The 22,246-nt window shown below is 48.0% G+C and carries 21 protein-coding genes and 1 riboswitch; of the genes, 17 read left to right on the forward strand and 4 right to left on the reverse strand.

From position 1 onward, the window contains the following. Window positions 1–255: 255 nt before the first annotated feature. Window positions 256–1,362: an LCP family protein gene (locus U719_RS02465; RefSeq protein WP_235147617.1), complete on the forward strand. Its 1,107-nt coding sequence runs from the start codon at window positions 256–258 to the stop codon at window positions 1,360–1,362. A 51-nt stretch (window positions 1,363–1,413) separates the two neighbouring features. Here U719_RS02465 and phnF read toward each other — a convergent pair whose 3' ends face one another. Next, window positions 1,414–2,148 (reverse strand): phosphonate metabolism transcriptional regulator PhnF, encoded by a 735-nt coding sequence (gene phnF / locus U719_RS02470; protein ID WP_023467107.1) that lies wholly within the window; start codon window positions 2,146–2,148, stop codon window positions 1,414–1,416. A gap of 128 nt (window positions 2,149–2,276) precedes the next feature. Between phnF and U719_RS02475 the strand changes: the two genes are divergently transcribed. The 12 genes from U719_RS02475 (at window position 2,277) to lysA (ending at window position 14,786) form a co-directional block, all read left to right on the forward strand. After that, window positions 2,277–3,425 (forward strand): DHHA1 domain-containing protein, encoded by a 1,149-nt coding sequence (locus U719_RS02475; RefSeq protein WP_023467109.1) that lies wholly within the window; start codon window positions 2,277–2,279, stop codon window positions 3,423–3,425. After that, entirely contained in the window at window positions 3,422–3,850 is a 429-nt protein-coding gene (locus U719_RS02480) for a GNAT family N-acetyltransferase (protein ID WP_023467111.1), read from the forward strand. The genes U719_RS02475 and U719_RS02480 overlap by 4 nt, the downstream gene beginning before the upstream one ends. A 118-nt stretch (window positions 3,851–3,968) precedes the next feature. Then, complete coding sequence (locus U719_RS02485; protein ID WP_023467113.1) at window positions 3,969–5,174, forward strand: argininosuccinate synthase; 1,206 nt, start codon at window positions 3,969–3,971, stop codon at window positions 5,172–5,174. After that, window positions 5,171–6,541: an argininosuccinate lyase gene (gene argH, locus U719_RS02490; RefSeq protein WP_023467114.1), complete on the forward strand. Its 1,371-nt coding sequence runs from the start codon at window positions 5,171–5,173 to the stop codon at window positions 6,539–6,541. Before U719_RS02485 ends, argH begins: the two co-directional genes overlap by 4 nt. A 70-nt stretch (window positions 6,542–6,611) precedes the next feature. Further along, window positions 6,612–6,789: riboswitch (Lysine riboswitch) on the forward strand. Between the two features lie 112 nt (window positions 6,790–6,901). Further along, window positions 6,902–8,101, forward strand: a complete 1,200-nt coding sequence (locus U719_RS02495; RefSeq protein ID WP_023467116.1) for an aspartate kinase — start codon at window positions 6,902–6,904, stop codon at window positions 8,099–8,101. A 13-nt stretch (window positions 8,102–8,114) separates the two neighbouring features. Beyond that, window positions 8,115–9,107, forward strand: a complete 993-nt coding sequence (locus U719_RS02500) for an aspartate-semialdehyde dehydrogenase (RefSeq protein WP_023467117.1) — start codon at window positions 8,115–8,117, stop codon at window positions 9,105–9,107. 17 nt (window positions 9,108–9,124) lie between these two features. Beyond that, window positions 9,125–10,006, forward strand: coding sequence for a 4-hydroxy-tetrahydrodipicolinate synthase (gene dapA / locus U719_RS02505; RefSeq protein ID WP_023467119.1), 882 nt, complete (start codon window positions 9,125–9,127; stop codon window positions 10,004–10,006). Then, window positions 10,003–10,749, forward strand: a complete 747-nt coding sequence (gene dapB / locus U719_RS02510; protein WP_023467121.1) for a 4-hydroxy-tetrahydrodipicolinate reductase — start codon at window positions 10,003–10,005, stop codon at window positions 10,747–10,749. Before dapA ends, dapB begins: the two co-directional genes overlap by 4 nt. Then, window positions 10,736–11,443, forward strand: coding sequence for a 2,3,4,5-tetrahydropyridine-2,6-dicarboxylate N-acetyltransferase (gene dapD, locus U719_RS02515; RefSeq protein ID WP_023467123.1), 708 nt, complete (start codon window positions 10,736–10,738; stop codon window positions 11,441–11,443). The genes dapB and dapD overlap by 14 nt, the downstream gene beginning before the upstream one ends. A gap of 25 nt (window positions 11,444–11,468) precedes the next feature. Then, on the forward strand, window positions 11,469–12,401 hold the full coding sequence (locus tag U719_RS02520) for a branched-chain amino acid transaminase (protein WP_023467124.1): 933 nt from the start codon (window positions 11,469–11,471) through the stop codon (window positions 12,399–12,401). Next, window positions 12,398–13,456 (forward strand): alanine racemase, encoded by a 1,059-nt coding sequence (alr, locus tag U719_RS02525; RefSeq protein ID WP_023467125.1) that lies wholly within the window; start codon window positions 12,398–12,400, stop codon window positions 13,454–13,456. Before U719_RS02520 ends, alr begins: the two co-directional genes overlap by 4 nt. 13 nt (window positions 13,457–13,469) lie before the next feature. Continuing rightward, complete coding sequence (gene lysA, locus U719_RS02530; protein ID WP_023467126.1) at window positions 13,470–14,786, forward strand: diaminopimelate decarboxylase; 1,317 nt, start codon at window positions 13,470–13,472, stop codon at window positions 14,784–14,786. Window positions 14,787–14,913: 127 nt separating this feature from the next. Here the strand turns inward: lysA and U719_RS02535 are convergent, their stop codons facing one another. Next, window positions 14,914–15,909 (reverse strand): LysM peptidoglycan-binding domain-containing protein, encoded by a 996-nt coding sequence (locus U719_RS02535; protein WP_023467127.1) that lies wholly within the window; start codon window positions 15,907–15,909, stop codon window positions 14,914–14,916. Window positions 15,910–16,101: 192 nt separating this feature from the next. Here U719_RS02535 and U719_RS02540 point away from each other — a divergent pair, with 192 nt between their 5' ends. Continuing rightward, complete coding sequence (locus U719_RS02540; RefSeq protein WP_023467128.1) at window positions 16,102–17,229, forward strand: ABC transporter ATP-binding protein; 1,128 nt, start codon at window positions 16,102–16,104, stop codon at window positions 17,227–17,229. Beyond that, window positions 17,226–18,809: a glycine betaine ABC transporter substrate-binding protein gene (locus tag U719_RS02545; RefSeq protein WP_023467129.1), complete on the forward strand. Its 1,584-nt coding sequence runs from the start codon at window positions 17,226–17,228 to the stop codon at window positions 18,807–18,809. The genes U719_RS02540 and U719_RS02545 overlap by 4 nt, the downstream gene beginning before the upstream one ends. A 145-nt stretch (window positions 18,810–18,954) precedes the next feature. Here U719_RS02545 and U719_RS02550 read toward each other — a convergent pair whose 3' ends face one another. Next, window positions 18,955–19,140, reverse strand: coding sequence for a hypothetical protein (locus U719_RS02550; RefSeq protein ID WP_023467130.1), 186 nt, complete (start codon window positions 19,138–19,140; stop codon window positions 18,955–18,957). 111 nt (window positions 19,141–19,251) lie between these two features. Next, on the reverse strand, window positions 19,252–19,791 hold the full coding sequence (locus tag U719_RS02555) for a gamma carbonic anhydrase family protein (protein ID WP_023467131.1): 540 nt from the start codon (window positions 19,789–19,791) through the stop codon (window positions 19,252–19,254). A gap of 124 nt (window positions 19,792–19,915) precedes the next feature. On the opposite strand from U719_RS02555, the gene ade reads away from it, so the two are divergent. Together ade and U719_RS02565 are read left to right on the forward strand one after the other, a co-directional pair. Then, window positions 19,916–21,649 carry an adenine deaminase gene (gene ade, locus U719_RS02560; protein ID WP_023467132.1) on the forward strand — a complete coding sequence of 578 codons (1,734 nt, stop codon included), beginning with the start codon at window positions 19,916–19,918 and terminating at the stop codon, window positions 21,647–21,649. 262 nt (window positions 21,650–21,911) lie between these two features. After that, window positions 21,912–22,169, forward strand: a complete 258-nt coding sequence (locus tag U719_RS02565) for a hypothetical protein (RefSeq protein WP_023467133.1) — start codon at window positions 21,912–21,914, stop codon at window positions 22,167–22,169. Window positions 22,170–22,246 lie beyond the last annotated feature (77 nt).

Consider the following 22,246-nt stretch of genomic DNA (forward strand, 5'->3'; position numbering starts at 1 on the left):
ATTGACTCTATTCCTTTTTTTGATTCTGTTGAGCCTAGTCTCAAGCGATTTTTTATTTTGATAGAAAGGCATCAACAGGACATATACCAAGATCATTCAATCTCATGATACAGCGCACTAAGGGTCCATGATTTTTTCAGTGCAACGATTCCATACGATTTCTTTAATCGAAACGTAAATTGACATTTCATTAAATGTACGGATAATGGAGATTAGCGAACTTTACGGAAAATTTACATGAAAATGAGGGTTTACATGATGGAAACGCGATCCGCACGAAAGAGACAACCAAGTGCTGGCAAGATGTTCTTAAAGGTCATCGCTGCACTCGTCCTGCTTGTCACAATCATCGGTTCTGGATATGCTGGAGCTGTTTTTATTAAAACGCAAGAAACATTGGCAAAGACGCAGATTAAGATTCCTGGCTCAAAGGTGAGCTCTAAATATGATGATGTTCCGTCTGAATCGTTCTTGATTCTTGGAACGGATGAAACGAAAAAAAGTAAAGAACGAAATGAACCGGCGCGATCAGATGTCATGATCGTCGGAATCTTAAATAAAAAAACGGAACAATTAGTGTTGACGAGTATTCCACGTGATTCACTCGTGAACATCGATTATTCGAAATACGATGTACCTTATGGTAAGACAGGTGTTGAGCAAGATAAAATCACCCATGCCCATTACTTCGGTTCGATGGATCAATCGAATTCCTATAATGGGATTAAATTAGCACGTGAAACGACAGAAAACCTACTCGGTATTCAAATCGATCACGTTGTTAAAGTTAATTTCCAAGGATTTGTTCAATTGATCGATGCATTGGACGGCGTAGACATCGATGTACGATATGCGTTCAAAGAGCAAGATTCAAAACGTAAAGCCGGTACTGTCACTGTTGATAAAGGGATGCAACATTTAACAGGAGAGCAAGCACTTGCTTACGTCCGGAACCGTCATGATGATCCGCTCGGTGATATCGGACGCGGTCAAAAACAGATGCAAGTCATTCAGGCGGTCGCCAAAGAAGCGGCAAGTTTCCGTTCCCTCAGTGCATACCGTGATATTTTGGATGCTGTCGGTGATAACGTCGAAACGAACTTAGGTCCGAACGATTATACACGCTTAGCAGATTTCACAGCAGCGCTACGTAATACGACGGAGTACCAACTCGCTGGAGAAGGCTACATCGGTATTAGCGGGAAATGGGAATACCATCTCGATCCGAATCAATTGGAGCAAGTGAAAAGTAATTTAGCGAAAGCGATGCAAGGTCAAGAAGTCGAACCGATCAAGGAAGAGACAGACCCGGCACAAAGTACGACAGAAGAGTCAATTCCCAATACAGAAACTCAACAATAAGCGTTGGAAAATCCCCTTGTATCGTCACTGTACGACGATACAAGGGGATTTTTAGCGTTGGCGTTCCATTTCGACGGTGAAGGTATAGCGGTCGCCGCGGTAAGCGGAGATGACGTATTCAAACGGTTGCTCCGTCGCGAGATACGTCAGTTGCTCGACGGATAAGACAGGCGAAGCGGTCGATAGACCAAGATGACCCGCCTCTTCCTTTGTTGCAAGACGTGATTCGAACGTTTGACTCGCACGTCCAAGATTTAATCCGCTCGCTTCTGCAAATGCATAGAGCGATGCGGTCGCGACGTCTTGATCGAGTCCAGGTAAGAGCTGTTCCGGGATATAGACGGTCTCAAGGGCAAGCGCTTGCTCATCTGCGATTCGTAAACGTTTCAATTCATACACGGATGCCCCTTCGCGAATCCGGAGCTTGTTTGCGATCGTCATCGACGCGTCGATGATTTGATAGGAGAGAAGCGCACTCGTCGGTTCTAGTCCAAGATGTTCCATCTCTTCCGAGAAACTCGTCAAGCCAGACAGTTGCATGACGATTTTTTTATTCGCGACGAATGTTCCTCGTCCTTTTTGACGAATCAAGTAACCGGCGTTGACCAAGTTTGAAATGGCTTGCCGGACCGTCATTCGGCTAATTTGATGCGCTTCCGCAAATTCGCGCTCGGACGGAATTAGATCGCCAGGTTGAAGAACACCGCTTTCGATTTGTTGTTTTAAGGCAGCTTCGATTTGATAGTAGATGGGGAGTGGTGAATTTTTATTGATATGCTGAATCACGGCATTTCGTCCCTTCGCGATCGGTAGTCTTTCGTCTAGTGTACTAGGAAAAAGGCAAGCCGACAAACGATTCTGGATGAAATATGGCATAATACAGAGTGAAACTGACAGAGAAAGGTGGTCGAGGCATGCGCCCCGAACAAATAGAATCCGATGTCCGAACCTTTCAGACATCCATTCGCGCAACAAAACAAGTAGACAGCTATTGGGTTGCTTTAGAGAAAAGTTACTTCTATCCGGAGAGCGGTGGACAGCCGGCGGACCGTGGAACATTGAACGACCAACCGGTCCTTGACGTCCAAATCGAAGACGGTGTCGTCTGGCACCAACTGGCGACGCCGCTCACAGGTGACGTCACCGGGATCGTAGATGACGCAGTCCGGATCGATCATGCGGCGCAGCATACGGCACAACATGTCATCTCTGCAATCCTACAAGATGAATCAAATATCAAGACACTTAGTTTTCGGACGGGAAGTGAGGTCTCGACGCTTGATATCGAGACACCTGAATGGACAACTCTGCAACAAGAACAGCTGGATCGACGATTACGCCAGGTGATTGAACAAGGATTACCGATCACAGCGACCGAGTATGACGAGGCGGAAGCGCTACGTTTACCATTACGAAAAACACCACAAGTCGAAGGACGAATTCGCGTCGTTCAAATCGGTACACTCGATTATAGTGCCTGTGGTGGAACGCATCTCGATTCGACGGCACAGCTCGAGTCGATTCTCTTTACTGGAGTCGAACGAATTCGTGGAAATATTCGTCTTTCTTATGTCGCAAAGGAACGGGCATATCAACTCCTACAGGCAGAACGACGAGCTTTACGGGAAGCAGCGCAAGCTTTATCAGTCAAACCGGTTCAAATGCTAGAAGCCGTCCAAGCGTTACAAGAAGAGCAGAAACGCTTAACGAAACAGGTCGAACACGCCCAGGAACAACTTGCGACGTTCACACTCGCTCATGCTTTAGAACAACAAGAAGGCATTCTTGTGTTCGAACATCTGGATGAAGAAATCAAAATATCCGAGCAACTTGCTAAAGCGATTCAAGAAGCGGGACGCGTCGGCGTCGTCTGGAATGCGACGACGAACAAGTTACTGATGAGTAGTCCAGGTGAACCCCATCTCGGGAAGTTCGCTAAAGCACATGTCAAAACATTTAATGGGCGAGGCGGAGGAAATGCGGTTCAGGCACAGGCACAATTTACGAATCGGGATGATGCGATGGCATATGTCGATCGATTACGGGAGGAATATCAGTCATGACAGTCATTCAAGTACGTACAGCAGAACAACATCAAGCCGTCCGGATGATCCGGGAGCGTGTCTTCGTCGAGGAACAAGGCGTACCACGCCATCTTGAATATGATACACATGATGAAACAGCAATTCATCTGCTTGTCCTCGATGAGCAGAGTCGACCGGTCGCAACGGGGCGTACCCGTCCATATGACGACCAACGGATGAAGGTAGAGCGTGTCGCGACGCTAGCGACAGCGCGAGGAAAAGGATACGGTGGCGAGTTGATGCAGGCGATGGAACGAGTCGCACGTCGCGAAGGGAAGCAATTGCTAACACTCGGCGCACAAGTCCAAGCGATCCCGTTTTATCAAGGACTCGGTTATACGATCGTCTCCGATGAATTCGATGATGCGGGCATCCCACACCGGACGATGGAGAAAAAAATGTAAGTTATTTTGAAAGAAATCCTGCAAAAAGGGTTTCTTTTTTTTGTTTTCTATGTATATATATAATTCATAATGAATTTTTATACAGACAGATGAATTTAAAACCAGGAGGGAATTATACATGTCGAAACAAAAATTGATCTTAGCGTACTCTGGGGGACTTGATACATCGGTAGCCATCAAGTGGTTGAGCAAGGACTATGACGTCATTGCCTTATGCATGGATGTCGGAGAAGGAAAAGATTTATCCATCATTAAAGAAAAAGCACTCCTCGTCGGTGCGATCGAATCGATCGTCCTCGATGTTAAAGAAGAATTCGCACAAGACTTCGTTTTACCGGCACTTCAATATGGCGCGCATTACGAAAATGCCTATCCGTTGATTTCAGCGCTTTCGCGTCCGTTGATCGCAGAAAAGCTTGTCGAAGTCGCGCATCAGCACGGTGCGACGGCAGTCGCTCACGGATGTACCGGAAAAGGGAACGACCAAGTCCGGTTCGAAGTTTCAGTCGCAGCACTTGATCCATCACTCGAAGTCATCGCACCGGTCCGGGAATGGAAATGGTCACGGGAAGAAGAAATCGCCTATGCGAAAGAAAACAATGTGCCGATTCCGATCAACCTCGACAGCCCATACTCAATCGACATGAACCTTTGGGGACGGAGTAACGAATGTGGTGTCCTAGAAAACCCTTGGACAGAGCCACCGCAAGACGCTTATGCGTTGACAGTAGCGCCAGAAGACGCTCCGGATCAGGCAGAAGAAGTCATCATTGGCTTTGAAGCAGGTGTTCCGGTCTCGATCAACGGAACGACGTATCCACTGGCGAAACTGATCACGGAACTGAACATCATCGCTGGTGCACATGGGGTCGGACGGATCGACCACGTCGAGAACCGTCTCGTCGGTATCAAATCGCGGGAAGTCTATGAGTGCCCAGGCGCAACTGTGTTACTCAAAGCGCACGCTGCACTCGAGACGATTACATTGACGAAGGACGTCGCGCATTTCAAACCACTACTCAGCAAACAATATGCAGAAACAATCTACAACGGTCTCTTCCATGCACCGTTGACGAAAGGCTTGAAAGCATTCTTGACAGCGACACAACAGGACGTCACAGGAGAAGTTCGCGTTAAACTGTTCAAAGGAAACGCAACTGTGACAGGTCGTCAGTCCGCTGTCTCGCTCTACGATGAGAAACTTGCGACGTACACGAAAGAAGACGCATTCGATCATGAAGCAGCAAAAGGCTTCATCAAATTACACGGACTTGCCGTTTCGACGCATGCGAGCGTACATCGTCAGGCGGGTGTCACGAAATGACCAAACTCTGGGGTGGACGTTTTACGGAAAGTGCTTCCGCTCAAGCGGAAGCCTTCGGAGCATCGATCACGTTCGATCAAAAATTAGCGAGCGTCGATTTAAAAGGCAGTCTCGCACACGCGCAGATGCTATTTGAACAAGGGATCCTCGCTCAAGACGAGTGGACACAAATCGAGCAAGGACTGAAGCAACTGGAAACGACGTTAGCGGATCATGTGTATACGCTAGCAGATGAAGACATTCACATGAATCTCGAGCGTCTATTGACGGAACAGATTGGTCCGGTTGCAGGAAAACTGCATACGGCACGGAGCCGAAATGACCAGGTCGCAACGGATTTACATCTATGGATGGAACAACATGTTGAAGCGTTGACGACGGCATTACGCGAGCTCCAGTCGGTCATCACGGAACAAGCGGAGCAACATATCGAGACGGTCATGCCAGGGTATACGCATTTGCAACGGGCACAACCGATCTCGCTTGCGCATCACTTGCTCGCTTATTTCTGGATGTTCGAACGTGATGTCGAACGGTTGACGGATAATCAAAAACGAATTCGGAAATCACCGCTCGGGGCAGGTGCGCTCGCGGGGACGACATTCCCGATCAATCGTTTCCGGTCTGCTGAGTTGCTCGGTTTTGAGTCGGTCTATCCAAACAGTCTTGATGCTGTCTCGGACCGTGATTTCGTCATCGAATACCTCGGGATCGCTTCGACCGTCATGATGCATCTCTCGCGCTTTTGTGAAGAAATCATCATCTGGGCGTCGCAAGAATTTAGCTTTATCGAGTTATCCGATGCCTTCTCAACAGGATCGAGCATGATGCCACAAAAGAAAAATCCTGATTTCGCTGAGTTGATTCGTGGAAAAACGGGGCGCGTCTACGGTAACCTGATGGGCTTCTTGACGACGATGAAGGCATTACCACTCGCTTACAATAAAGACATGCAAGAGGATAAGGAAGGGGTCTTCGATACAGCAGATACCGTTCTCCAATCCGTTCAAATCTTCACTGGAATGATTGAATCTGCGACGTTTAAGACCGAAGCGCTCAAGAAGGCGACAATGCAAGACTTCTCGAATGCAACGGAACTCGCTGACTACCTTGTAACGAAAGGCATACCGTTCCGGGAAGCGCATGAAATCGTCGGCAAAGCCGTCCTTTACTGTGTGCAGAACGGTTGTTTCCTGAAGGATTTGAACCTCGAGACGTATCAAACGTTCCATCCGGATATCACGGAAGACGTCTATCCGCTCCTCGATCCGGTTCAAGCAGTAGCACGCCGGACTAGCTACGGCGGGACAGGGTTTGCTGCCGTGTCGGAGCAACTCGAACTCGCGAAACAGCATCTTGCGAATTGACGAATTTTGAAAAAAAACAGTCAAATGACTGGATTTAACAAAAGATGTCTGCTATAACTGTAACTAACAACCGACAGATAGAGGCGCGGATGACATGAGTAGCATCATTCTTGAAGGCAAGCATGCCGAATGATGTGAAAGGGGAAGTCCGCCGAAGTGAACGAGAAGATGCTTCTTCTTGTTTGCTGGTACAACGGTTAAGATCCGTTGTACTGCCGAAACCGATGTTTCGGAGCGCTATCTTACGTAAAAGAACGAATGACTTTGTCTTCGTTTGTCCGATCGTGATAACGACGGGCCGTAGGAACGCTCCTACCGGCCCGTCGTTTTTTTCTGTATCGGGACAAAGGAGATAGGATTGTGACAACTGTACTTAAATTTGGTGGAAGCTCGGTTGCGACTGTCGAACAGATTCAGTCTATTGCGAATTATTTGAAGAGTCGCGCAGCCGAAGGTGAAAAACTTGTCGTCGTCGTTTCAGCGATGGGCAAGATGACAGATTCTTTGATTGCTCAGGCGCAAGCCATCACAGATCGCCCCGAGCGCCGAGAACTCGATCGTCTGCTTGCCATCGGAGAAGAACAGACGATTTCATTACTCAGCATCGCCCTCAACTCACTCGGCGTCAAAGCGTTATCGCAAACAGGCGCTCAAGCGGGAATCAGTACGATGGGATTGCATACGAAAAGTAAGATCAAACAGATTGATGGAAATCTGTTACGACAAAAACTCGAAACATACGATGTCGTCATCGTCGCTGGATTCCAAGGTGTCAACGAACTCGGTGATGTCACGACGCTCGGACGTGGTGGATCGGATACAACGGCTGTTGCCCTTGCGGCAGTCCTTGATAAACGGTGTGAAATCTACACGGATGTCGACGGTGTCTATACGGCTGATCCACGAATCCATGCTGCTGCTCAACCGATTCCGCACATCTCATATGATGAGATGATGGAGATGAGCGCCCTCGGGTCGAAGGTCATGGAAATGCGGAGTGTCGAACTAGGAAAAAAATACGGCGTACACATCTTCGTCGGGAAAACACTTGAATCGAAAAGGGGAACATGGATCATGGAAGCGACGGAAACAATGGAACAAAAAGCGGTGACGAGTGTCAGTGTGACGAAGAACGTCTTGACGGTATCAATCAAACACGTACCGCAAACGAATGCAGCAGTAGCCGATATCTTCGAACTGTTATCCAATCGCCACGTCAACATCGACATGATCAGTCAAACGACGTTCGACAGTGACATTTTCTTATCGTTCTCATGTCCACTCGATGAGGAAGAGTTCCTCGATGAAGCATTGAAAGACATCATGGATCGCTTCACGACAGTCAAGGTCGATCGCCATAATCAACACGCAAAATTATCTGTCGTCGGAATCGGGATGCGGGATGCAACAGGTGTCGCTTCGAAGTTGTTCGCAATCTTCCGAGCAGAGAACATCCCGTTCTATCAAGTCACGACATCAGAAATCAGCATCTCGTACACGATTGCACAAGCAGACATTGAACGGACGGTTGCAGCGATTGCAAACGCGTTCGAGTTATAAGGAGGAAAACAGGATGTATCATGTAGCCGTCATTGGAGCAACCGGCGCCGTCGGTCAAAAAATGTTACAAGTACTAGCAGAACTGGACTTCCCGGTCAGCCGCCTGTCCGCTTACGCTTCTGCTCGTTCAGCAGGGAACACGGTACAGTTCAAGGGAGAAGATATTACGATCCAAGCGCTGACGCCAAATATCACAGAAGACGGGATCGATGTCGCGTTGTTCGCAGCAGGCGGAACGATCAGTGAGCAATATGCCCCGTTACTAGCTGAAAACGGAACACTCGTCGTTGATAATTCAAGTGCTTTCCGGATGCAGGAGACGATTCCGCTCGTCGTGCCAGAAGTCAATCCGCAAGCGATTCAAGCGACGGACCGCTTGATCGCAAATCCGAACTGTTCGACGATTCAATCCGTCGTCGCTTTAGCACCGCTCCAGTCACTGGGATTCGAACGGATCAACTATACGACGTATCAGGCCGTATCTGGTTCTGGTCAAAAAGGAATCGAGGATCTGGCACGTGGAGCACGCGGAGAAGAGCCCGTCAATTATCCGCATCCGATTCACGATAACATCTTGCCGCATATCGATGTATTCCTTGAGAACGGCTATACGAAAGAAGAGCAGAAGATGATTGATGAAACACGGAAAATCTTCAATCTTCCAGCATTACCTGTCAGTGCGACATGTGTGCGGGTTCCAGTCACGAATTCTCACTCGGTTGCAATCAACGTCACGTTTACACAACCGACGACGGTTGCAGCGATCCGTGAAGCACTTGAAAACGCACCGGGCGTCGTCCTCATCGATGATGTCGCGAATACGCGTTATCCGATGCCACTTGACGCGAGTGGGACGGACGATGTCTATGTCGGACGAATTCGACAAGATGATAGTCTCGCGAACACGTTCCATCTCTGGTGTGTAGCCGACAACATTCGAAAAGGTGCCGCCTCGAATGCCGTACAAGTCGCACGCCAAGCCATCGAACAGTCGATTCATTCATAAAAAAGGAGGAGTTCTTCATGTTCAAAGGAGCAGGTACAGCGCTCGTCACACCATTTAATGAAGCAGGCGAGTTGGATCTACACGTATTCGAACGCTTGATCGAGCAACAACTCGCAGCAGGAATTCAGGCGCTTGTCGTCGGAGGAACGACAGGAGAAGGATCGACACTGACGAACACGGAATTCGAACAACTACTGACGACTGCCGTTCAAATCACGGCAGGACGAGTACCAGTCATTGCCGGAACGGGTTCGAACAACACGGCAGCAACAATCGAGAAGACGTTACTCGCAGAGCGCCTCGGTGCGGACGCAGCGATGCTCGTCACACCGTACTACAATAAAACATCGCAAGCGGGTCTCGTCGCACATTTCACGGCGGTCGCTGATGCAACCGAATTACCAATCATGCTGTACAACGTTCCGTCGCGGACAGGAGTTGCGATCGCAGTCGAAACAGCAGTGACGTTAGCACGTCATCCACGAATCCAAGCCTTTAAGGAAGCGAGTGGAGATGTCAGCTTCATGGGTGAACTGATGGCGGCGATTCCGGAAGACTTCGCGGTCTTCTGTGGAAATGATGATCAAATCCTGCCGTACATGGCATGGGGCGCACAGGGTGTTATTTCAGTTCTCTCTAACCCGTACCCAGCAGAGACACAAGCACTTGCTGAGGCGTTACTCGCGCAAGATCTCGTCACGGCACGCCGGATTCAGGCAGACCTATTACCGGTCATCGGTGCCTTGTTCAGTGATGTCAATCCGATTCCAGTTAAAGCATCGCTTGAAGAACTCGGCTTTGCTGTCGGTGCGCCGCGCTTGCCGCTCGTCCGTCAATCGGAAGCGGGACATGCCCACTTACTCGAAACGATGCGGGCTTACAAAGGAGTGGTTCGATGAAACTCGCGTTACACGGTTATGGGGCGACAGGACAATACGTCGTCGAACTCGCACCACAAAGTGTCGTGGCGATCGTTGACCGGACGAAGTCATCCGATACGATCGCTTCATATGCCGAGCTAACAGAGATGTCAGAAACGGTCGATGCGATCATCGACTTCTCGCATCCGAGTTTGCTACCGGATCTGCTCGCATACGGGCTAGCGACAAAAACACCACTCGTCATCGCGACGACTGGTTTTTCAGAGGCGGAACTGGCATCGATCAAGGACGCTGCGAAAGAAATTCCAATTTTCCAGTCGTACAATATGTCGTACGGTATCGCGATGGTGCAGCAACTGCTGAAGACACTCGTACCACTAGCAGGAGCGTATGACATCGAATTGCTCGAGAAACATCACAACCAAAAAGTTGATGCGCCAAGCGGAACGGCTGAGTTGTTATTGCAAACGATTCAGACGGCACGTGACGTCACACCGGTATATGACCGGTCACAGACGCGGCAAAAGCGGGAGACGAACGAGATCGGAATGCACGCGATGCGCGGTGGAACGATCTTCGGAGAACACGAAGTCTTATTCGCAGGTGTTGACGAATTGATTGAAATCAAACATACAGCGCTATCGAAAAAAGTATTTGCTTCTGGTGCGATCAAAGCAGCTGAGGCACTCATTCAAAAAACAGCGGGACTCTATACATTAGAGACGCTCTACACACAGGAGGATTCACATGTTACTCACTGATGCTTACGAAATTGCTAAATTCATTAAAGATGCTAAAAAACAAACACCGGTAAAACTTTACGTCAACGGCGATTTGGCGGGCTTGTCGATCGAAGGCGCTACAGCATTCGGATCAGATGAATCAAAGATTTTCTTCGCGGATGCAGGACTTGCGGCTACTTTCTTAGAAAAGTATTCAGATCGCATCACGGATGTTCACGTGGAGTATGACCGTCGCAACAGTGCGGTACCAATGCTTGATACACGTCACTTGAATGCGCGCATCGAACCAGGTTCATGGATTCGTGATCATGTCGTCATCGGTGACAACGCAGTCGTCATGATGGGTGCGATCATCAATATCGGTGCATCAATCGGAGATGGTACAATGATTGATATGAACGCTGTCGTCGGTGCACGTGGGATGATCGGAAAAAACGTTCATGTCGGCGCAGGTGCCGTGGTCGCGGGTGTCCTCGAACCACCTTCAAAAACACCTGTCATCATTGAAGACGGTGTCTTGATTGGTGCAAATGCAGTCATTCTTGAAGGCGTCAAAGTCGGCAAAGATGCCGTCGTCGCTGCTGGTAGTGTCGTCACAGAAGACGTACCTGCTGGAAGCGTCGTTGCCGGAACACCTGCACGTGTCATCAAACAGAAAGATGCGAAAACAGAAGAGAAGACGCAATTGGTGGATGATTTACGTTCACTCTGATTGACGTCGAAGAGGAGGAAAACACATGGCAGTGGATACACAGTATGGAGAAGCAATTTGGTTAGATGGAGTCTTTCATGATCCGAAAGATGCGAACACAAGCGTCATGTCACATGCGATTCACTACGGTAGTGGATTCTTTGAAGGAATTCGTGCATACGCGACACCGGACGGACCGGCGATTTTCCAATTGAAGGAACATATCGAGCGTCTCTTCCGCAGTTGTGCGTATTACCACGTCACGATTCCGTATACGGTGGATGAACTCGTCCAGGCGACGATTGATCTAGTTGCGAAAAACGGATTCGAATCTTGTTATATCCGTCCATTCGTGTTCCTCGGTACGCCATGGCAAGCATTGATGGCGAAAGATACGACGGTTCATGTCGGCATCTCTTGCTGGGAGCTTGGGGAATACTTCGATAAAGGCGCTGGCATTCGTGCCAAAGTCGCATCATACCGCCGCGTCTCATCAACGATGATGCCGATGCAAGCGAAAGCGGCTGCGAACTATATGAACTCACAACTCTTAAAAGGTGAAGCGATCCGTGATGGATTTGATGAAGCCATCGCGCTCGACATGAACGGAAACGTCAGTGAAGCGAGTGTTGCGAATCTTTTCCTTCTTAAAAACGGAACGATTCATACACCGTCACTGGATTGTTCAGTACTCGACGGTATCACACGCCAAGTCATCATCCGTTTAGCACAAGATCAAGGCTATCCTGTCGTCGAACGTCACATCGGACGCGATGAGCTGTATGTCGCAGATGAGATCTTCTTAACAGGAACAGCTGCTGAAATCACGAGTGTCGGTGAAATCGATCATATCTCGATCAACGGCGGAACACGGAACGTCGCAGATGAGTTGCTCGATCTTTACCGTCAAGCCGTCACAGGTCAATTGCCGCAATATGCGGATTGGTTGACGTATGTGACACCCGCTGTCGCAGAATGACGACGCGTACACTCGTCACGATCGATCGGAAGGCGGTGCGACAGAACGTCGCATCGGTCTTCGCTCGGTCACGTAAACGTATTTTTGCCGTGGTCAAGAACAATGCGTATAACTTAGGTATGCTCGAGATGGTCGAGACGCTGATGGCATCTGATGTGCATCACTTTGCTGTCGCCGAGTTGTATGAAGCCATTGAAATCAAAACGAATTTTCCAGACAGTTATGTACTGGTGATGAATCCGACGGAGGATTTTGAAACAGCACGACGTTTCGGAATCGCACTCGGGGTCTCATCGCTAGAATGGCTCGCCCTAAACAGTAAACAGCTGCAGGGAATCGAGTTACATTTGAAGATCAACGTCGGGATGAATCGTTTTGGTGTCAGTTCGCTTCAAGAGGCGGAAGCTGTCCTTGCGCTTGCGCAAGCAGATTCGCTCGCTTTAACAGGTTTATATACACACTTTCCGCTTGCCGATGAACCGGATGCGGATCACGATGGACAAGTCGAACGTTTCGTCGCCATTGCCGATGTGTTACGAAAGCGCCATACGTTTACGTATATCCATTCGGAAAACAGTGCGACGATCGTCAAACACGATCCGCGTCTCGCATTTTGTAACTATGTCCGCCCGGGCATTTTCTTATTCGGCTATTCACCGATTGAAAAGATGGACTGGCTCGTTCCTTCGCTACGGATGACAACGGAGGTCGTTGAAATTCGCGAAATTGGACCAGGTGAGCATGTGGGATACGGGACGAACTTTACGAGTGCAGAACCGATGCGGATTGCTATTTTACCCGTCGGCTATGGAGACGGTGTCGTCCGTGGGCGTGCCGCGTTGCCTGTTCACATCAAAGAAAAACCTTATCCGGTCATCAATAAATTATTCATGAGTCATACATTCGTCGCTGTCGATGGAACGGTTGAGGTTGGAGACGAGGTCGTGCTATACGGGGATGGCGTTGAAATTGACGATATCACCCGGACAGGAGCAGCGAACAATTCAGAGCAGATGTGCGCCCGGTCGTGGCGTTTGACGCATCAGTATCTATAAGGAGGAACTTATTATGTATGGAAGTCAATACCTGACAGAAGAAAACAACACGTTGCACATCGATGGTGTCGCAGCGACCGATCTTGCAGCACAGTACGGAACACCATTGTACGTGATGGCAGAGCGGGAGCTGACGGATCGATTAGCGACCGTCCGGGAACACTTCCTTGATAAGTATCCGAACACGTATGCTTCCTTCGCTTCTAAAGCACTGACGGTTAGTGCGGTGTACGAACAAGTCGTGCGTCATGGTCTCGGAATCGATGTCGTTACGGGGGGAGAACTCTTCATCGCCCGTCAATCCGGGGTTCCGGCAGAACGGATCTATTTCCATGGTTCGAATAAATCAACGGCTGATCTTCAGTATGCCGTTGAGCAAGGTGTCGGACGGATCGTCATCGATCACTTTGCCGAAATTGCACAACTGGAAGCCATCGCAGCGCAAGCCGGTCAAACGGTCCATGTCCTGATCCGGATCGTGCCACAAGTCATCGGGGGAGCGCATGCAAAAATCCAGACAGGTGGCGTCGATACGAAATTCGGTTTCTCAACACATGCGTCAGATTATTTGGACGCAATCGAGGCAATTTTAGCATCGGAACATCTGTCGTTACTCGGCATCCATTGTCATGTCGGTTCGCAAATCCAAGATCCGTCACTGTTCGAACAGACAGCTCGGACGATGATGGGCTTCGTCGAAACGATTCGTGCGCATCATGGTTTCACAGTCAGCGAAGTCAATGTTGGTGGCGGCTTCGGTATTGCCTATACACAGGACGATCAGCCGCTTGATTTTGAAGCGACGATCGCACGCGTCATGGATGTGATCGAGACGGAAACGGAGCGACTCGGCATCGAACGTCCACGAATCGGGATCGAGCCAGGCCGCTGGGTCGTTGCGAATGCAGGAACGACACTGTATACGGTCGGGGCAATCAAAGCGATCGAAGGCGTCCGAACATATCTTTCGGTCGATGGCGGAATGACGGATAACATTCGCCCAGCACTTTACGGTGCCGTGTATGAAACCGTCATCGCAAACCGGATGAGTGGTGAAACGACTGAAGTGACGGTCGTCGGAGCAGCTTGTGAATCAGGGGATCTCGTCGCTGAAAAAGCACAGTTGGTCACACCGAACGGTGGCGATACACTTGCTGTCTTTGGGACAGGAGCGTATAACTTCTCGATGGCAAGCAACTATAACCAGTTCTTACGTCCGGCACTCGTTTTCGTTCGGGACGGGGAATCCCGTGAAGTCGTCCGTCGACAAACGTATGCGGATTTGATTCAGTGTGATCTTGGGATCAACGGGGTCCGATCAGAGTCATAAGAGGTGCGGGGTCAAACGAGAGGACAAAAAAACCGACGCTATCGCGCCGATTTCATGCATACGATCTAAAGCGATTCTTCTCTTGAATAGAGAGGGATCGTTTTTTTGTGTGTTGCGATCAGCAGATTCAGTTTGGAATTTTTAAGACTTGTCCAATGAGCAAGAGGTTCGGATTCGTAATGTTGTTTGCCTGCATCAATGCTGTGACGGTGACACCATATCGTGTCGCAATCGAGTAAAGTGTATCACCGGCTTTGACCGTATACATCGTTGTTGGAATTTTCAAGACTTGACCGACATTCAACAGATTCCAATTCGTGATGTTATTCGCACTCGCGAGGGCAGAGACCGAGACGTTGTATTTACGGGCGATCGAATAGAGTGTATCGCCAGCTTTGACGGTATACGTCGTACCGGTTGGAGTTGGTGAGCGGAGGAGTTCTGAAATCGTGACGAACGAATAGCCTTTGGCTTTGAGTTTTGAAATCATCGTTGGCAAAGCGGTTGGTGTTCCTTTCGCACCAGCACCGGTATGCATCAGAATAATCGATCCGGGAACGACTTTTGGTAATACACGATCCAAGATGGCTGTTGAAGAGATGCCTTTCCAATCCGTCGTATCAATATTCCATTGAATCGTTTTCGTGTAACCTGCCGCCCCAACGGCACTCAACACGTTACTATTACTTGCACCGAACGGCGCTCGGAAAATTGGTTTCGTCGTTTTTCCGGTCAAGGACCGGATGAGAGATTCTGTTCGGGATAATTCACTCGTCATCTGGCTCGCTGTTAGTGTCGTAAAATCCGGATGCGAATATGAGTGATTGCCGATTTGATGTGTCGGAGAAGCGGTTGTGATGTTCTTGATCGATTGAGGATGGTTGGTTGCACCACTGCCTGTCAAAAAGAAAGTCGCTTTCACTTGGTTACTTTTCAAGATACTTAAGATTTTTGCAATGTTCGTCCCATCTGAACCGTCATCAAACGTCAATGCGACGACTTTTTGTGTCGTCGTTCCTTTCGTCACGAACGTAGAGCTCGCTGCATCGACCTGTGAAGGAATCGAAAGTGGACTAAGGAGAAGTAATCCGATCATCATGATGGTAGGTTTCTTGATGTTCATCGTCTAGTACCTCCTTCATCAAAAACATGCTTTACAAGTACTCTTTATTAAGGTATTCCCTTTATTTTAAAAAAAGAACTAAGAAATTCCCGTTTTGCAAAGAAATAAAACTAAATTACAGAAAATTTGTTTAAACCGTAATCTTTTTGGGAAACCATAATATATGGAAATAGTAAAAAGGAGTGAGAAGGAATGATCGAATTCAAAAACGTCGGTAAGCAGTTTAAGGACAATGTCGTCTTGAAAGGCTTATCGCTCGAGATTCAAAAGGGTGAACTCGTTGTTTTCATCGGACCAAGTGGTTGTGGGAAGACGACATCACTTAAGATGATCAATCGATTGATTGAACCTTCTTCAGGTACGATTTTAGTCAACGGGAAGGACATCATGAAGACAGATACGATTGAATTAAGACGTCATATGGGATATGTCATCCAGCAAACCGGCTTGTTCCCTCACATGACGGTCCGGGAAAACATTCAATTGATTGCGGGGCTTGAGGGGAAAGATCACGATGAAATGGATCAACGGACAGAACAATTGTTGACGATGGTCGGGCTTGATCCAAAGCAATTCATCGATCGTTATCCGAGCGAACTCAGTGGTGGGCAGCAACAGCGTGTTGGTTTCGCACGAGCTTTAATGAATGATCCTGAAGTCATTTTGATGGATGAGCCGTTCAGTGCACTCGATCCCGTTACCCGTAACGATCTACAGGAAGAACTTTTTAACTTGCAAGAAGAAGTGAAGAAGACGATCGTTTTCGTCACCCATGATATGGATGAAGCGATCAAGTTAGCGGATCGGATATGTATCATGCGTGATGGGGAAATCGTCCAGTTCGATACTCCAGAAGAAATCTTGCGTCATCCAAAAGATGAATATGTCGAATCGTTCATCGGAAAAAATAAAATCTGGAGTAGTCCAGAATTCATCAAGGCAGAAGATATCATGATCGAGGACCCAGTTTCAATCAGTGGCAAACGGACGTTGTTGCAGGGAATTGAAATCATGCGTGGACGCAAAGTCGACAGCCTGTTGATCACCGATCGTGACCGTGTCTTACAAGGGCTGATTAAGTTGAAGAACATCCAGACGATTCCGGATAAGAGCCAACGGATCGAAGAAGTGATGGAGGGCGAAATCATCGCCGTCAATGAACACGATTCATTACTCGATGTTCTTGAAGTCATGAATCAGGAAGAGACTGGTTATCTACCAGTAACGGATGCAACAGGAAAACTCAGAGGGTTGATCACACGTAGTAGCTTACTTTCCGTCTTGAGTGAGCAATTCATTCATGAGGAGGAAGTCCAATGAGCGGATTCTTTGATTATGTAAAAAATAATACCGATCAGATCGGTGATTTATTGCTAGAGCACTTACAGCTGACGGTCTTTGCCGTCGTCATCGCGGTCGTTCTCGGGATTCCGATCGGGATTCTGATCACCCGTTACCAAAAGTTCGCGAAGCCTGTCCTTGCGCTGACGAGCGTCGTGCAAGCTGTTCCGAGTCTTGCTTTACTCGGTTTCTTGATTCCGTTCATTGGTATCGGATCGACACCAGCGATTATCATGGTCGTGCTTTATTCACTCTTGCCAATCGTTAAAAATACGTACACGGGTCTGTCGAGCATTCCAGGGGACACGCTCGAAGCAGCTAAAGGAATTGGTTTAACGGATCGGCAAATCCTCAGTAAGGTTCAGATTCCACTTGCTTTGCCGATCATGATGGCAGGGATTCGAATTTCAGCCGTTACAGCTGTTGGTTTAATGACGATCTCAGCATTCATCGGTGCCGGTGGTCTTGGTTACCTCGTATTCTCAGGTATTCAAACAGTTGATAATAACCAGATTCTTGCCGGAGCAATCCCAGCCGGTATTTTAGCACTCGTCATCGACTTCGTCGTCAGTCGGATTGAATACTCCGTGGCGCCAAATGGGATTCCACTTGCAGATGGTCGAATCAAGAATAAGGCACGGAAGCGTCGCAAGGCGATGCCAGCTGGACGCAAGATCGCGATCGCAAGTATCGTTTTCATATTAATTGGTGGATCGGTCGCTTACTCTTTCCTTAAGGACGATAAGATCGTCATCGGATCGAAGAACTTTACAGAACAATTGATTCTCGGAAATATGTTAGCGGATTTAATCGAAGATAAAACGGATTTAGAAGTCGAACGTCAATTAAACCTCGGCGGGACGAAAGTCGCTTACGGGGCGCTTGAAAAAGGGGAAATCGACGCGTATGTCGAGTACACAGGTACTTTGTTGATCGACGTGCTCAAGCAAGACGTCGAGACGGATCCGGAAACGGTCTATGCAAAAGTCGGGAAGATGATTCCGGAAAAAAGTCAGGTCGACGTCCTTGACCCAATCGGTTTCAACAATACGTATGCCCTTGCCATGACGAAAGAAGATATCGAAAAATATGACTTGAAGACGGTATCAGATATGTCAAAAGTCAGTGATCGTTTGATTCTCGGATCAACAATCGAATTCGCGAACCGTGAAGATGGTTATCTTGGTTTGAAGAAAAAGTATCCAGATATGAAATTCCAAGATGTACAACCAGTCGATGGAGGACTCCGTTATACAGCACTGACAAATGGTCGAACGAACGTCATCGATAGCTTCTCAACAGATGGTTTGTTACAAAAATTCGATTTAACAGTGCTAGAAGACGATAAAAAGTTCTTCCCACCATACTATGCGGTACCGCTTGTTCGTCAAGAAACACTTGAAGAACATCCGGAGCTGAAAAAAGTCCTCAACACGTTAAAAGATAAAATTACGGATGAGAAGATGCAAGAATTGAATTACAAAGCAGATGTCGAGAAACAGCGCCCTGAAAAAGTCGCGCGTGATTTCTTGATCGAAGAAGGATTAATTTCAAAATAAACAGGTAGAGCCGAGGCGGGAATCCGCTTCGGCTCTTTTGGTATGCGCGCTGACGCGCTATATCGTTTTGGAAAATACGTAATCAAGTGATTAAATTATTTTTTGATGCGACTAGCGAGCCAAGCGCGAACAGTGCGTTGCTGAATCATACACGTTCTTCCTCTCGGTTTAATGTTCCAAGGCGGTGCTCGGCATCTTTAACGATACGTGTTTGAATCTCGACTGTCAACCAATCCGTTTCCGATTCGGGTAACGTCGGCAAACCGTAACTTGGGTTATTCGTAGATGAAAACAAATCAGACATGATGCGTTCTTCGTATACTGGAATCATATAAAATCCCCTCTCTGTGTCTTGATTCATCTCTTACACCTCTAGTGTACGAAAGAATTGTAAAGACGGAAGAGGGGAGGTATTAAGAACCTGTGAACTTTGTAAACGTTCTCACAAACTTGTCATATCCTCTGTGATAGCTTCAAAACTGTCAGCATACTGCTGACCTCGTTTCACGTATTTTCGGACTGTTCGTTCCATGATGAATCGATCATGGTCACTGATATCCCGGACGATTTTTGCAGGAACACCCATGACCATCGCGCCGGCAGGTACCTTCATTTTTGGCGGAACAAGGCTTCCGGCAGCAACGAATGCTCCTTCTCCGATTTCGGCTTCATCGAGGATCGTCGCCGACATTCCGATTAACGCTCCTTTTCGAATGATTCCGCCGTGAATCATCGCCATATGACCAATCGTCACTTCATCTTCAATGATAGTCGGATACCCTTCATACTGATGAATCATCGAACCGTCTTGGATGTTGACGCGTTCCCCGATGTGAATCGGACCTTCATCTCCGCGTATGACCGTATTGAACCAGACAGATGAGTCTTTTCCGATCGTGACCTCTCCGATGACTTTAGATCCGTCCGCTAAATAAACGGATGGATCGATGTTTGGAACAAGTGAACCGACACGATATTTCATGCGTTTTTCCCCCTCAGACATTAAATCGATACTCTTTCATCTTGACGTTACAAAAAATAAATTGCAACAGCTTCCAAACTAATTGTAAGATGGTAAAAATACGCTTACAACAGGAGGAGACAGGATGGAACAAACAGTGCGTGAACGATTGATCGCGATTGCTGCCAAAAAAGAGAAAGCAGCCGTCGTCTATCAGAATATTTCAGTCATTGATGTCATGACACGTGAGACATATACAGCAGATGTAGCGATTGATTCAGGTTATATTGCTGCTGTCGGAGAGGGGTATGACGGAATCGAGAATCGTTCGGGAGAAAGACTTTTCATCGCACCAAGTTTCGTCGATGCCCATGTCCATATTGAATCATCGATGGTGCCGCCAAGTGAGTATGAGCAAGCGATTCTACCGTTAGGTGTCACGACGATTATCGCCGATCCGCATGAGATCGCGAATGTCAAAGGAGCAGAAGGATTATCCTTTATGCTAGACGATGCTGAAGGTCTCGCGCTTGATGTCCGTATGATGTTACCGAGCTGCGTACCGGCGACTTCGTTTGAACACGCGGGAGCATCACTTGATGCGGCGGCACTTGCACCATTCGTCAATCATCCTGGTGTCCATGGTTTGGGAGAAGTCATGGATTATCCAGCGGTCGAACGAGCCGATCGCGATATGCTCCAAAAAATTAAACAGATCGAAGACGCAGGAAAACTGGTCGATGGTCATGCTGCGGGACTTGGACCACGCGAAATTAACATTTATGGTGTCGCCGGAATTCGAACGGATCATGAATCTGTCAGTAAAGAAGATGCGATTGCCCGAGCGCGTCGTGGTCTGTATGTCGAAGTGCGGGAAGGATCAGCTGCCCGAAACTTGAAGGAAGTACTCGATGCTGTGACGGAAAGCAACGCGAGCCGTTTCCTCTTCTGTACGGACGATAAACATTTGGATGATACATTACGCGAAGGTACGATCGACTATAATATCCGCTATGCGATTCGTCATGGAATTAAACGCGAAACAGCGTATGCGATGGCATCGTTGCATGCGACGAATGCCTATCGTCTGGACGATCGTGGAGCTATCGTGCCGGGACGCCGGGCGGACTTCGTCTTGTTATCCGATGCTGATAACGTCGTGATTGACGAGGTTTATATTAAAGGTGAGTGTGTCGCACGAGCAGGAAAAACGACCCGAACAGTACGACGCGCGCATGTTCCAGAATCGTTACGAGGTGCATTGAATACAAAACCGATTACACCAGAAGTATTTGCCCTTCCACTTGAATCATCACGGGCGCATGTGATCGGAGTCATTCCGAAAAGCATCGTCACGGAACATCTGGTTCTCGACGTTCCGCTTCAAGACGGACATTTCGTGCCTGTACCGGAGCAGGATCTCTTAAAGATTGCTGTCATTGAACGGCATCACGGCACATCCTTCTCGGCAGTCGGGATCGTCAAAGGTTTCAAGATGAAACGCGGAGCGATTGCGGCGACTGTTGCCCATGATTCGCACAACCTCGTCATCGTTGGCGCATCAGACGAAGAGATGCAACTCGCTGCGGAACGTCTCGTCCAAGCGGGTGGGGGAGTCATTGCCGTCAATGGGCAAGAGGTACTTGCTGAGTTACCGCTTGAAATCGCTGGACTGATGACGAATCGTCCCTTCCAAGAAGTTGGAGATACACTCGAAGCATTGAATGATGCCCTCGATGTATTAGAGGCGGATCGTTCCTTTAATCCCTATTTGACGATGTCATTCCTTTGCTTACCGGTCATTCCGGAATTAAAGCTGACCGACAGTGGATTATTCGATGTGAAACACTTCCAGCATATTTCAGTACAAGCAGACTGATGTCCGTCGCGAGTCTGAGTCTCTTTCCGGGACTCAGACCGTTTTGTGTTAGGAATAGATGATCTAAAATCAAAGAAAGGAACTTTACAAAACGGCTAAAATTCCTTGATGAAACTTAATAGTTTGGATGTTGAATCATTTTGGAAAGCTTGTTATAGTAAGGTCTATATCATTTGTGAGAAATCTCACTTTCTATGAAACTTTTATCTAAAAGGTTCGTAGAAAACAGTAGGACAACAAGGTTAGAAAGGAGATCATCATTATGGATAAGACATATTTTGAAGGGCACGAAGCTTTGATTGCGGATGTCTATCGTTCATTTACGCGTCAGTTCCATGCGTTACCAACACATCGACGAACAAAACGTCAGTTGCGAAATCTTGCATTCTCCGTCATTCGTCAAGCTCGACCAACGTATGAGGAACGCACCGTTCTTTATGCTTACTTCGCTGAATTCTTCCGAGCAGTTGAGGAAGGACAGGATGAAGAGATTGCTTTTTATAAACAAATCGCACAGTAAAGACCCCCGATGGCTCCGTCAGAAGGGGTCTTTGTTGTTTTCTGAGAACCGCGTTGGAAAATAAAAAAACAAGTAGG

The sequence above is a fragment of the Exiguobacterium sp. MH3 genome (genome assembly GCF_000496635.1).
In the GTDB taxonomy this organism is placed as follows: Bacteria; Bacillota; Bacilli; order Exiguobacteriales; family Exiguobacteriaceae; genus Exiguobacterium_A; species Exiguobacterium_A indicum.

Bases quoted from the DNA above. Each gene is read 5' to 3' on its own strand.
- U719_RS02465 (WP_235147617.1), top strand. From the start codon at position 256: ATGATGGAAACGCGATCCGCACGAAAGAGACAACCAAGTGCTGGCAAG.
- U719_RS02475 (WP_023467109.1), top strand. From the start codon at position 2,277: ATGCGCCCCGAACAAATAGAATCCGATGTCCGAACCTTTCAGACATCC.
- U719_RS02480 (WP_023467111.1), top strand. From the start codon at position 3,422: ATGACAGTCATTCAAGTACGTACAGCAGAACAACATCAAGCCGTCCGG.
- U719_RS02485 (WP_023467113.1), top strand. From the start codon at position 3,969: ATGTCGAAACAAAAATTGATCTTAGCGTACTCTGGGGGACTTGATACA.
- argH (WP_023467114.1), top strand. From the start codon at position 5,171: ATGACCAAACTCTGGGGTGGACGTTTTACGGAAAGTGCTTCCGCTCAA.
- U719_RS02500 (WP_023467117.1), top strand. From the start codon at position 8,115: ATGTATCATGTAGCCGTCATTGGAGCAACCGGCGCCGTCGGTCAAAAA.
- dapA (WP_023467119.1), top strand. From the start codon at position 9,125: ATGTTCAAAGGAGCAGGTACAGCGCTCGTCACACCATTTAATGAAGCA.
- dapB (WP_023467121.1), top strand. From the start codon at position 10,003: ATGAAACTCGCGTTACACGGTTATGGGGCGACAGGACAATACGTCGTC.
- dapD (WP_023467123.1), top strand. From the start codon at position 10,736: ATGTTACTCACTGATGCTTACGAAATTGCTAAATTCATTAAAGATGCT.
- U719_RS02520 (WP_023467124.1), top strand. From the start codon at position 11,469: ATGGCAGTGGATACACAGTATGGAGAAGCAATTTGGTTAGATGGAGTC.
- alr (WP_023467125.1), top strand. From the start codon at position 12,398: ATGACGACGCGTACACTCGTCACGATCGATCGGAAGGCGGTGCGACAG.
- lysA (WP_023467126.1), top strand. From the start codon at position 13,470: ATGTATGGAAGTCAATACCTGACAGAAGAAAACAACACGTTGCACATC.
- U719_RS02535 (WP_023467127.1), bottom strand. From the start codon at position 15,909: ATGAACATCAAGAAACCTACCATCATGATGATCGGATTACTTCTCCTT.
- U719_RS02540 (WP_023467128.1), top strand. From the start codon at position 16,102: ATGATCGAATTCAAAAACGTCGGTAAGCAGTTTAAGGACAATGTCGTC.
- U719_RS02545 (WP_023467129.1), top strand. From the start codon at position 17,226: ATGAGCGGATTCTTTGATTATGTAAAAAATAATACCGATCAGATCGGT.
- U719_RS02550 (WP_023467130.1), bottom strand. From the start codon at position 19,140: ATGATTCCAGTATACGAAGAACGCATCATGTCTGATTTGTTTTCATCT.
- U719_RS02555 (WP_023467131.1), bottom strand. From the start codon at position 19,791: ATGAAATATCGTGTCGGTTCACTTGTTCCAAACATCGATCCATCCGTT.
- ade (WP_023467132.1), top strand. From the start codon at position 19,916: ATGGAACAAACAGTGCGTGAACGATTGATCGCGATTGCTGCCAAAAAA.
- U719_RS02565 (WP_023467133.1), top strand. From the start codon at position 21,912: ATGGATAAGACATATTTTGAAGGGCACGAAGCTTTGATTGCGGATGTC.